Source organism: Myroides odoratus, from assembly GCF_965118575.1.
Lineage (GTDB): Bacteria > Bacteroidota > Bacteroidia > Flavobacteriales > Flavobacteriaceae > Flavobacterium > Flavobacterium odoratum_B.
On the sequence record NZ_CBCPHW010000021.1, the window covers coordinates 50,922 to 62,444 of the forward strand.

The 11,523-nt window shown below is 34.9% G+C and carries 12 protein-coding genes; all 12 read right to left on the minus strand.

Annotation, left to right across the window (positions count from 1 at the left end; translation table 11 throughout):
* Positions 1–13 precede the first annotated feature (13 nt).
* The gene (gene argB, locus ACMHJ2_RS15315; protein ID WP_413513747.1) at positions 14–793 is read right to left on the minus strand and encodes an acetylglutamate kinase; all 780 of its coding nucleotides are present in this window, start codon (positions 791–793) and stop codon (positions 14–16) included.
* Positions 794–795: 2 nt separating this feature from the next.
* Positions 796–1,794, minus strand: coding sequence for an acetylornithine carbamoyltransferase (locus ACMHJ2_RS15320; protein ID WP_413513748.1), 999 nt, complete (start codon positions 1,792–1,794; stop codon positions 796–798).
* 11 nt (positions 1,795–1,805) lie between these two features.
* Positions 1,806–2,945: an aspartate aminotransferase family protein gene (locus ACMHJ2_RS15325; RefSeq protein WP_413513749.1), complete on the minus strand. Its 1,140-nt coding sequence runs from the start codon at positions 2,943–2,945 to the stop codon at positions 1,806–1,808.
* 13 nt (positions 2,946–2,958) lie between these two features.
* Positions 2,959–3,930, minus strand: coding sequence for an N-acetyl-gamma-glutamyl-phosphate reductase (gene argC / locus ACMHJ2_RS15330; protein ID WP_413513750.1), 972 nt, complete (start codon positions 3,928–3,930; stop codon positions 2,959–2,961).
* A gap of 2 nt (positions 3,931–3,932) precedes the next feature.
* Positions 3,933–5,126, minus strand: coding sequence for an argininosuccinate synthase (gene argG, locus ACMHJ2_RS15335; protein WP_413513751.1), 1,194 nt, complete (start codon positions 5,124–5,126; stop codon positions 3,933–3,935).
* 17 nt (positions 5,127–5,143) lie between these two features.
* Positions 5,144–5,824 (minus strand): GNAT family N-acetyltransferase, encoded by a 681-nt coding sequence (locus tag ACMHJ2_RS15340; RefSeq protein WP_413513752.1) that lies wholly within the window; start codon positions 5,822–5,824, stop codon positions 5,144–5,146.
* A 504-nt stretch (positions 5,825–6,328) separates the two neighbouring features.
* Positions 6,329–7,216: a hypothetical protein gene (locus ACMHJ2_RS15345; protein WP_413513753.1), complete on the minus strand. Its 888-nt coding sequence runs from the start codon at positions 7,214–7,216 to the stop codon at positions 6,329–6,331.
* Positions 7,217–7,654: 438 nt separating this feature from the next.
* Positions 7,655–8,167, minus strand: a complete 513-nt coding sequence (locus ACMHJ2_RS15350; RefSeq protein WP_413513758.1) for an adenine phosphoribosyltransferase — start codon at positions 8,165–8,167, stop codon at positions 7,655–7,657.
* 29 nt (positions 8,168–8,196) lie between these two features.
* On the minus strand, positions 8,197–9,240 hold the full coding sequence (locus ACMHJ2_RS15355; RefSeq protein ID WP_413513754.1) for a glycosyltransferase family 9 protein: 1,044 nt from the start codon (positions 9,238–9,240) through the stop codon (positions 8,197–8,199).
* Positions 9,241–9,489: 249 nt separating this feature from the next.
* A complete protein-coding gene (rlmF, locus tag ACMHJ2_RS15360) occupies positions 9,490–10,398 on the minus strand; it encodes a 23S rRNA (adenine(1618)-N(6))-methyltransferase RlmF (protein WP_413513755.1) in 909 nt (302 codons plus the stop codon).
* Between the two features lie 264 nt (positions 10,399–10,662).
* Positions 10,663–10,809 carry a hypothetical protein gene (locus ACMHJ2_RS15365; RefSeq protein ID WP_413513756.1) on the minus strand — a complete coding sequence of 49 codons (147 nt, stop codon included), beginning with the start codon at positions 10,807–10,809 and terminating at the stop codon, positions 10,663–10,665.
* On the minus strand, positions 10,810–11,265 hold the full coding sequence (locus ACMHJ2_RS15370) for an OmpA family protein (RefSeq protein ID WP_413513757.1): 456 nt from the start codon (positions 11,263–11,265) through the stop codon (positions 10,810–10,812).
* Positions 11,266–11,523: the final 258 nt, after the last annotated feature.

The window sequence follows — 11,523 nt, forward strand, 5'->3', positions numbered from 1 at the left end:
TATGGTTTTAGTTCTATAGACGAATGACTGTTCCTGCCGTTTCATCCAAAAGACTTTCAGCTTGCTTGATACAAACTTTACTTACCTCCTGTTCAACCGCTGCTAATGCATTTTCAATTTTAGGCAACATACCCGCTGCAATAACGCCCTCTTTTTTTAATGCTTTAAAATTGGTTGGGTTAATTGTGGGAATCACCGTGTTTTCATCCTTTACATCATATAAAACACCCTTTTTTTCAAAACAATACACTAACTCTACTTGATATAATGAAGCTAGTGCAACCGCTAGATTTGAAGCAATTGTATCAGCATTTGTATTCAATAATTGTCCTTCATTATCTGCAGTAATTGCAGAGAGCACTGGACATAGCCCTAAATCTATGAGTTGTCTTAAACGAGTTGTATTCACATCTTTGGGTTCAAAATCACCTACAAAACCATAATCGATATTTTGAACGGGACGTTTATGGCTCACAATAAGCTGGGCGTCCGCACCAGATAACCCGATAGCATCACAATTCTTCTGTTGCAATTGAGCGACAATTTGTTTATTAATTAACCCTGCATAAACCATTACTGTAACGGGTAACATCGCTGATGAAGTAATTCGTCTTCCTTGTATCATTTCAGTGGGAATTGCCAGGTCTTTTGCCAATTCGGTCGCTATTTTACCTCCGCCATGCACTAAGATTTTAGGCGATGCCAATTGAGTGTATAGCGCTAAAAATTCCTTCAACGCTATAGCATCATCTACAATAGTACCACCAATTTTTACTAAGGTTAATTTTTGCATTTCTACTTATTTTTTAGCATTTCTTCTAATACAACTTGTGCGGCCCAAACTCTATTTCCTGCTTCTTCAATTACAATAGCCTGTTGACTATCTAAAACTTCCGAAGCAAGTACTAAATCGCGTCGTACAGGTAAACAGTGCATTACTTTTGCCTGATTGGTAATCTTCAATTTATCCAAAGTCAACATCCATGAAGCATCAGTACAAGTGATTTGTCCATACTCTTCATAGCTCGACCAATTCTTTACATACACAAAATCCGCCGCTGCCAATGCTTCCTCTTGATTCATCGTTATAGACGCGCCCGTTGTAAATTCTTCTTTTAAAGCATAGCCTTCTGGATGTGTAATAACAAAATCAAGTAACCCCTCTTTCTCGGCTTGAATCATCCATTCTGCGAAAGAATTAGGTACCGCTTGTGGTAAAGCCTTTACATGAGGCGCCCAAGTTAAAACCACTTTGGGTTTTTTAGTTTGGGGCACATACTGTTTTTTATCTTCATCATATTGAAAATCACCGTGTTCTATAATTGTAATTAAATCGGTAAAACTTTGTAAAGGATGTCTTGTTGCGCTTTCTAAACTAACAACTGGTTTTCCACAATATTGGGAAAACTTATGAAAGAGTTCTTCACTATAATCTTCTGTGGCATCCTTCAAGCCAGGAAAACAACGCAATCCTAAGATATCGCAATATTCTCCCATTACAGCCGCCGCTTCTTTGATATGCTCTGCGGTATGTCCATCCATCACTACTCCATCTTTTGTTTCCAATGCCCATCCATCTGAGGTCATATTCATAATCATCACTTGCATTCCCAACTGCATTGCCGCCTTTTGGGTACTCATTCTTGTTCTTAAGCTTGGATTCAAAAAAACCAAGCCAAGTACTTTATATTTCCCTAAATCTTCATTTTGAAAGGGATTTGCCTTACAAGCCAAAGCTGCTTTTACAGCTTCAGATAGAGAGGGTAGGTCATGTACTGAAAAAAACTGTTTCATTGGTACTTATTTTAATATTGGTGGAGTCTTTTTGTGAATTTTTCTAGAAACAAATCCGCCTCTTGTTTGGTAATTGTCAAAGCAGGTAATAAACGAATTACATTCGGATTTGCATTACCCGTAAAGATGTGATCCTTAAATAACAGATCCGAACGCAATTCTTTTAACTCAGGAGCAAGATCAATGCCAATCATCAATCCTTTTCCTCTAACTTCTTGAATAGGATTTAATTTACTCAATTCTGTCAATAAATAATTTCCAATTTCTTTTGCCTGTAGCAACAATTGATCTTGTTGGATAATTTCTAAAACGGCTAATGCAGCCGCACATGCCAAGTGATTTCCGCCGAATGTGGTTCCCAACTGTCCATGCCAAGGTATAAACACGGGTGAAAGGGCAATTGCACCTAAAGGAAAACCATTTCCCATCCCTTTGGCCATCGTATAGATATCTGCTTCAACTCCTGCGTCATTTACGGCATAGAAAGAGCCTGTTCTACCATATCCACATTGTATTTCATCTGCAATAAAAATAGCACCATAGGTTGTTGTCAACTTTCTTATTTTTTGTAAAAAGGATGTTGTTGCAACTTGGATCCCCCCCACGCCTTGAATACCTTCGATAATCACTGCGGCAACTTCATTGCCATACGCTAAAAAGGCTTGTTCTAAAGCTTCTTCATCATTAAAAGGCAAAAAAACAAGGTGATTAATTTCATTTATTGGTGCACTAATTTTGGGATTATCCGTTGCAGCAACAGCTAAGGATGTTCTTCCGTGGAAGGCCTTAGAAAAAGCGATAATCTTTTTTCTTCCATTGTGAAAAGAAGCTATTTTTAGGGCATTTTCATTGGCTTCAGCTCCTGAATTGCACAAAAACAGTTGATAATCCTGTAATCCTGATACTTCTCCCAATAAAGTAGCTACTTGTTGTTGTAAGGGAATTTCAATTGAATTCGAATAAAAACCAATCTGATCGAGCTGTTCCTTTAGACGCTTAACATAGTGCGGATGTGTGTGCCCTATCGAAATAACAGCATGTCCTCCATAGAAATCTAAATACGATTGTCCATTTTTATCCCAAACATAACTCCCCTGTCCTTTTACGATTTCAATCGGGTTTAAAGGATATACATCATATAATTTCATCATAATTTTATCGGTTTTAAAAAGCAGATGCTTTCAGATTTAAGCCTGTTTTTTCATCTAATCCAAACATCAGATTCATGTTTTGAACCGCTTGTCCTGAAGCTCCTTTTACTAGGTTATCAATCACACTTGTTATAACTACATCATCCTGGTGTTTTTCAATTGATAATATGCACTTATTGGTGTTTATTACTTGTTTTAAATGAATGCCCTTTTCGCTAAAATGCGTAAAAGGATGCGTTTCATAAAACTGATAATATAAATTTTGCAGCTCTTTTTTACTTATGGTTGATTCAAAAAGGACACTAGTAAAAATTCCTCTGGCAAAATCTCCTCTTTCTGGAATTAATTTAATTTTAGGTTCTTCATTCGGTTGTAATTGCGACAAGCTTTGTCCAATTTCGCCTAAATGTTGATGGGTAAAAGCCTTGTAAATAGACAGATTATTGGTTCTCCAACTAAAATGTGACGTAGCGGATAAACCTTGTCCTGCTCCTGTTGACCCTGTTATTGCATTAATATACATCGATTTAGGCAACAAATGCTCTGTAGCTAAAGGCAATAAAGCTAATTGTATGGCTGTTGCAAAACAACCTGGATTTGCAATAAAATTAGCCTGTTTAATTTGCGCTCTATTTAATTCAGGCAATCCATATACAAAGGGATTTTGTGTTGTTTTTAATCTAAAATCTTGACTTAAATCGATAATTTTCACTTCCTTACCGAAGGAATTTTTCTGTAAAAAAACGGTAGAATCTCCATGCCCTAAACACAGAAAAACTACATCAATTACGTCTTCCAAACTTGAAGTGAACACTAGATCTGTATCACCAAATAAATCCGTATGCACACTGTAAACGGGGTTATTTGCGTTGCTATTCGAGTGAATAAAAACAAGTTCTACCCCAGGATGAACTAACAAAAGACGAATTAATTCACCTCCTGTATACCCAGCACCACCAACAATTCCAACTTTAATCTTTTGCATACCTAATCCTTTTGTTTATTTACTTTATGCCAAATCATCACTTGGTTGCCAAAAATTTTAGAAAACCCTTTGACATCATCTCCCGTCCACGCTTTGTTCATTTCTCCATAACTACCGAATGCATTGGACATTAAATCAAAATCTGAGTCAATACCTTGAATGACAAAACGATGTGGATATAGTTCTACAAAAACTTTACCGCTTACTGTTTTTTGTGTACTTGATAAAAAAGCTTCTAAATCTCGCATAACTGGATCATGGAATTGGCCTTCATGCAGATAATTGCCATAGAAAGCCCCTAACTGTTCTTTCCAACTCAATTGCCATTTCGTAAGCGTATGTTTTTCAAGTATATGATGAGCCTTTACCAAAATAAGTGGCGCAGCTGCTTCAAAACCAACTCTTCCTTTAATCCCAATAATTGTATCGCCTACATGGATATCTCTGCCGATACCAAAGGGTTGTGCTAATGCTTGTAGTTGTTGGATTACTTCAGTAGGCTCCATTCCTGTACCATTTAATGCAACGGGTTCGCCATGTTCAAAAGTTATTTCAATGATTTCTGGCGTTGTTTTAGTACAGGGAGTTGGCCAGGCGTCTTCAGGTAAATATAGATTAGAAGTTAACGTTTCCTTTCCTCCTACTGAAGTGCCCCACAAACCTTTATTAATTGAGTATTTTGCTTTTTCAGCATTGATTTCAACCCCATGCTGTTGCAAATAAGCAATCTCTTCTTCTCGACTTAATTGTAAATCTCTAATTGGCGTAATGATGTCAATATTGGGAATTAGGATATTGAAAATCATATCAAAACGCACTTGGTCATTTCCAGCTCCTGTACTTCCATGTGCAACTGCGGTTGATCCGATTTTTTTTGCATAGTTCGCAATAGCTGTCGCTTGACATACGCGCTCTGCACTTACAGATAATGGATATGTAGCATTTTTTAATACATTGCCAAAAATCAAATACTTGACACAATCCGTATAATACTTTGTTGTTTCATCTAAGGTTGTATGTGAAGCAACCCCCAATTGATATGCTTTTTTTTCAATATCTTTTAGTTCTTCTTTGGAAAAACCACCTGTATTTACAACTACACTATGTACTTCATATCCTAATTCCTCTTTGAGGTAAATTACACAGAAACTAGTATCTAATCCACCACTAAAGGCTAAAACTACTTTTTTGTTCATCTTGTTCATGTTTAAATTTAAAATAGATGCGTTTTCTTTACGGTTTGTTTGATTTTCATTTGTAATCTTTTCAGTAAAGAATATTTCTTTTGCATTTCTTTTAATCGTTCTTTCGCTTTTGTTTTTTGATCTATTTTATTTCGAAGTTCTTTTTCTTTTTCGATGGGATCCCAAAGCATGGACGTGCATAAACAGTTTTTGCGTTCTTTACTTTGCAAAATTGAAAAATTAATACAGCTTTCACAGCCTTTCCAAAACGATTCATCTTGTGTAAGTTCAGAATAGGGAACGGGCTCATAGCCTAAATCGGAATTGATTTTCATGACCGCTAATCCCGTTGTTAAACCAAAAATTTTCGCTTGAGGATATTGTGTTCTCGAGAGTTCAAAAATTCGTTTTTTAATTGCTTTTGCCAAGCCTTCATTTCTGAATACTGGATTGACTATCAAACCTGAATTGGCTACATATTCACCATGGCTCCACGTTTCTATATAGCAAAAACCAGCCCAAGTGCCGTCTCGATGCAACGCAATAACAGCCTTACCTTCGAGCATTTTATTGGCTACATATTCTGGTTTTCTTTTAGCAATTCCTGTACCACGAGCTTGAGCAGAAAGTGCCATTTCATCACAAATTTGCGCAGCATAACCAACGTGTGTTTCATTCGCTGGCATTACAATAAACTGATTTGAATTCATCTCAAAAACAGATAGTTAGAATTCAACTAAGTCTATGGAAAAACAGGTAAAAACATATGAATTTTCCCTTTCAACCCCGTTGAAATACATTAAAATTTGATAGATTTATTGAATTGAGTAAAAATATACCCAAAGAAAAAGAAAGCTTAAAAAATTAAGCCCGCGACCGCGATGCCCGCGAAGTAGATAACAAGAAAACAGAAGCAGAAGCAGAAGCTATGCTGTACGTTTTAAAAGTAGTATGTAATACTGTTTTCTTCATCACTTGTGTATACCCTTAGGGGTTGGTACAAAGTTTTCTAATAATAATTTTAATATGCAAGTGTTTATATAAAAATTAACATCTCTCAGATAAACACTTGCATATATCGGTCGATTCTGTCCTACTAAAATCTCTTTTTCATCCCTTCTTCAAACAAAAAGCATTAAACATATCTAACTTATAAATAAACACTTACAAATAAAAACCTGCATTGAATTCTTAAGTAACAAAAAGTATTAACATTAGAAATCTCCATTGTAATAAGGCACTAAATTCTTCGCTTTTATACGTATAGTTTTATAGCTAAAATCTTGAATACTTAAAATTTTAGCCTTATCATTGGCATCGAACACCGTTTTTTTTGTAGGCATTCCCTCTGTATTATATTCATATACAATACTCCATTTAACCTCCTTATCATTCTGTTCTTCACTAGCCCATGAAGCAATATTGTTATTTATAAATTTAAATGGCGTCAACACCTTTATGTAATTATACTCCTCATACAAAAAATCCAGATTCATATTAGTATAGGGCGTTTTATTGCTGTCATACGTAAACTTAATTCCTTCTTTTGGAAAATTTGAATTAGATACACGAGCAATATTTTTACTCAAACTATATTGTAAAATAATTGAAAAATCTTGATTTTTATCCTCCACATCAACAATAAGAACACAATTACTTACACAATATCTATAGGTATAAACAATAGCATTCTTTTGGTCAACAACTTTGTGAATCAATCCTTTATCATTATAAGCAAACGTTTTAGACATCAATTCTTCCTCTGTCTGGACATTAATCATTTTAGATGATGTCAACTTATTTTTTAGATTATAAAAAAACATCACTTTTAGGTTCTCTTTTGAAGCACCCTCTAGTGCGATATTAGTCAGTCGCACTAGATTAATAGTCATCAAACGTCCTGTTGCATCATAAATATAGTTTAAAACTTCCTCACTTGCTGGTACATTACTTTGAATAATCTCTGTGGAATAATTTTTCCTTGAAACCTTGTCCAATACCAATACATCTATTTCCATACTTGATGAGTCTTGTTGCTCTGATGAACAACTAATAAATAAGGCCGTAAGAATACAGCAACCAATACGGTGAATTACCTTCATAGATTTACATTTTTACAATTAATATTGCAGCAAATAACCGTTTAACACCAATAAAAAAAACAATAAATGGTATTTTTCACCAATGTATGAACAGAAATATCACAAAAATGTATTTTTAAAAAAAAGAGAAATAAATAGGGCGAGTCAAGTTCATAATTTTAAATTTAAAGAGACTAAGCGACCCAAGAATATAATCTGAATCAACACATTTGGAGCTAATGCTTCCTCATACAGCTCCAAATAGATAAAATTAGACACAAATTGTTGATATAATCACAATTGGTAAGCGTACTCCTTGTAAAAACAAGCAAAATGTTTTTATAGTCTAGTATTTCATTTTTTTAATGGAAAAAGGGAATATAGTATTACTACATTCCCTTATCCCTTTATTTAAATCTAATGCTATATCAGCTTTTGTTTCTCTTTATTTTAAGCAATTTAGTATGACAGTAAACTTTTTACATCGTACGTCTTTAGTTTATCACGTCCGTGTAAAAAAGATAACTCCATCAAGAAATTAAGCTGTACGATTTCTCCGCCCAAACGTTCCACTAACTTACAAACCGCTTCTGCTGTTCCTCCTGTTGCTAATACATCATCGTGGATCAGCACTTTTTCTCCTGGTTTTATAGCATCTGCATGCATTTCTAGTATATCCGTTCCATATTCCAATTGATATTCTTGAGAAATCGTATCAAAAGGCAGCTTTTTAGGTTTTCTAACAGGTACAAAACCTGCTCCTAATTCCTTTGCTAACAACGTCGCAAAGAAAAATCCACGACTTTCCATACCCACTACACGATCTATTTTTTTATCGCCAACCAAGGCCAAAAGCTGTTTGGTCGCTTCTTCCATAGCCTCTGGACTATTTAAAAGGGGGGTAATATCTTTAAAACCAATTCCCTCTTTTGGAAAATCTTGAATATCCCTAATATAATCTTGAATCTTCATCATGTCTTACTTCTATCTTTGACTATTCCTTATTTATTCTGTGCTACTTCCCTTACTTTATTGCATACTGTGCTTGGAAGAATTGTACGCATCGCTTCCTCATATCCTTCTACTTTTTTATTGCCATATACTGAAGTGGGCAATAAGGGATATTGTTCGCGATTTGCAGTAAGGCAATAATCCAACGGTTGGTTAAAAGGTGTAAAACCCGCATAAGGATGTGTTGCTCCCCATAAAGTTACAACTTTTCCCCCTAACATAGCTGCAATATGAGCGTTTCCTGAATCCATGGAAAGCATTACATCTAACTGTTGAATCAAATTCATCTCTACTTCTAATTTCACCTTACCTGCCATGACGATGACATTGTCATTATCGCGTTTTAGTTGATTTAGCAAAGCAATTTCTTTTTCCCCTCCTCCAAAAAGAAAAATCAAATGATTTTCTTGTTCGGCTAATTCATCTACTACTTTTTGCATCAAATCCAAAGGATAAACTTTGCTGTCGTATTGGGCAAAAGGTGCAATACCTATCCATACTTTGTCTTGCTTTTTGCTATACAATTCTAATTCTTGAGCTAAGGGTGCTTTTTCAGGAAAAACAGGCTGTTCCAAATTCACTAAAAAACCTAGTTTTTTTAAGGTTTGGCAATGATTTTCAAACATGGTCTGCACGGGTTTAAACACTTTATGTTCTGAACGTGTTAAAGCTTTCTTCGCTTCTCTACCCTTATCTAAGGCAGCTGTTGGGATACCAGAAAGCTTAAACAATATACGAACAATCTGAGCGCGTAATACATTGTGAAAATCTGCAAAATAATCCGGTTTTAGCTTTTTAATATCTTTATATAAGCGTATTAATCCCAAAAAACCTTTGTGCTTTTTCTTTACATCAACAGCAAAAAAATCAACGCGATCTATACCTTTAAAAAAGGGTTTGAAGAAAGGTCGTGAAACAACTGTTACACGTACATGAGGATGCTGCTCGAGTAACGCTCGAATTACAGGAACAGTCATCGCTACATCTCCCATAGCTGATAATCTAAAAATGACAATATGTTTGAAACCTTTCACGAAAAATGTTTTTTTATTTTAAACAAGAAAAGCGTGAGTATCCACGCTTTAACAAACAAAAGTAATTTTTTTTACTGATACAAAAAAAGTTATTTTAAATCACTCTATCTCTCCTTCGCTTTTGCACCTAGAGTGGCAATCTTAAAGTTTAAAAAAAAACGCTGTTCCCTTTTCTAAAGTGCAATTAATCTTACCCTAACTTAGTGCGTTTATTATTTACATCGTACTAAATAAAATCAAAGCTAAAACTTAATATTGCCAGGCCAGAATACGGCTTATTTTATTTCCTTGTTCCATATTAATCACACGAACTTCCTTTGCTTCTGCCTTTTTTAATAGGGCTTGCAAAGGCTTTAGATGCTCTTTATTTGATACCAACGTTGTAAACCAAACCGCTTGTCTTTTAAAATGCTTACTTTCATATATATAGTTGGTAATAAACGCTTTCTCTCCACCCTCGCACCATAATTCATTGTTCTGCCCACTGAAATTTTGTACGGGCTTACCGATGATTTCTTTTCCTAAATTTTTAAGTTTTTGAGTAGTTTTGGCTAATACTTCTGCGTTTGAAGAGAAGAAAGGAGGATTACAGATTACTAAATCAAAATACTCTTTCTCTCCCATAATATTCTTTAGTATATTTCGCTTACTCATTTGTTGGCGAATGGTAATGCTTTTCTTTAGATGTGGATTGTTATCCACAATATGACTCGCTGTTTTTATCGATACGGCATCAACTTCTGATCCTACAAACTCCCAACCATATTCTGCTATACCAATAATAGGATAAATCACATTCGCCCCAATCCCTAAATCCAATACTTTAACTCCTTTTCCCGTTGGAATCTTTCCGCCATTTTCTTCCGCTAATAAATCAGCTACATAATGGATATAATCGGCACGTCCAGGAATCGGTGGACATAAATTAGTTTTAGGCATCTCCCAATATGTAATTTTATAGTCTTTCATCAGAATTGCTTTATTGAGTAATACAACCGCTTCAGGAAGAGCAAAGTCTATCGTATCTACACCCGATGGATTCTTACTAATAAAAGCTGCTAATTCAGGAACAACTAGCTTTAATTTATCAAAGTCATATAAATGCTTATGTTTATTGCGTTCGTGTAACTTTTTCTGGGTTTTATTAGCGTCTTTCATTCTATTAATATTTAATACAAAAGTAAGTCATTTTTATTTGAATCATTGTATTTTGATTCTACACAAAGACGATCCAACGACAAAAAACGGAATTTCTTACCCAGTTGGAGAGACAAGAAATGGTTTTTATTGCGAAGTTAAATTTGTACAATTAAACCCTAAAATGAGGGTGCCTTTTTGGGACACCCTCATTATTTTTAGAGGTATTTAAACCTCTTTAATGGCATTAAATTAATTTTACATTCTAAAAATAAGCTAATTTTATTATTTGATAATAATGAATTCACTGCGTCTGTTTTCTTGATGTTCAGTCTCTATACACTCAGCTCCATCACGACACCTATTCAATAATTGACTGTCTCCATACCCTTTTCCAGTTAAACGATTCTTATCAATACCTCGTTCAATCATTCATTTTATAGTCGATTGTACACGTCGCTCAGATAAGCTCATATTATATCTTTTATTCCCTTTACTATCGGTATGAGAGCGCACTTCAATATTCATCTCCGGATATTGTTTCATCACTTCCACAATTTTCATCAGCTCAAGGGTTGCCTCTCTACGAATATTTGATTTGTCAAAATCAAAGTAAATTGACTGAAGTTTTAGCTTCTTAAATAAATCCTCATTTACCTCAAGGGTTTTTTCTGTCCGTTCTAATCCGATATTGACCGTCTCAATTCCTGATTCACTATTAGCATTAAAAGACACTTCAACCGTCCTATATGATGGTTTCTCAGCCCTAATTCGGTATTTATAATCACACGTTAATTGCGAAAAAGTACAATACCTCTGGCTATCGGTCTGACTTGTTTCGGATTTTTGATATAAACCATTTGAGATGCTTACTACTGCATTAGCCAATGCTTCATCCGTATTTTGATCATATATCTTCCCTTGTATGGTTTGTTGACATGGCTTCTTTTCCGATAAATAGCATCTGACCCTTTACTTCCCTCTCTATTTGAACTAACAAAGCCCATTTTCTCCTTGAAAGCCCAGTAAAAGCCAAACACAAAAACTAATGAGATAAACAGATTGTAACTTCATCTGGCAGCATAGAGATTTAATACTAGTAACGAATCAATTTAGAAAAATTGAAAATAACAAATGAATTATGAA

Bases quoted from the DNA above. Each gene is read 5' to 3' on its own strand.
- argB (WP_413513747.1), bottom strand. From the start codon at position 793: ATGCAAAAATTAACCTTAGTAAAAATTGGTGGTACTATTGTAGATGAT.
- ACMHJ2_RS15320 (WP_413513748.1), bottom strand. From the start codon at position 1,794: ATGAAACAGTTTTTTTCAGTACATGACCTACCCTCTCTATCTGAAGCT.
- ACMHJ2_RS15325 (WP_413513749.1), bottom strand. From the start codon at position 2,945: ATGATGAAATTATATGATGTATATCCTTTAAACCCGATTGAAATCGTA.
- argC (WP_413513750.1), bottom strand. From the start codon at position 3,930: ATGCAAAAGATTAAAGTTGGAATTGTTGGTGGTGCTGGGTATACAGGA.
- argG (WP_413513751.1), bottom strand. From the start codon at position 5,126: ATGAACAAAAAAGTAGTTTTAGCCTTTAGTGGTGGATTAGATACTAGT.
- ACMHJ2_RS15340 (WP_413513752.1), bottom strand. From the start codon at position 5,824: ATGAATTCAAATCAGTTTATTGTAATGCCAGCGAATGAAACACACGTT.
- ACMHJ2_RS15345 (WP_413513753.1), bottom strand. From the start codon at position 7,216: ATGAAGGTAATTCACCGTATTGGTTGCTGTATTCTTACGGCCTTATTT.
- ACMHJ2_RS15350 (WP_413513758.1), bottom strand. From the start codon at position 8,167: ATGAAGATTCAAGATTATATTAGGGATATTCAAGATTTTCCAAAAGAG.
- rlmF (WP_413513755.1), bottom strand. From the start codon at position 10,398: ATGAAAGACGCTAATAAAACCCAGAAAAAGTTACACGAACGCAATAAA.
- ACMHJ2_RS15365 (WP_413513756.1), bottom strand. From the start codon at position 10,809: ATGATTGAACGAGGTATTGATAAGAATCGTTTAACTGGAAAAGGGTAT.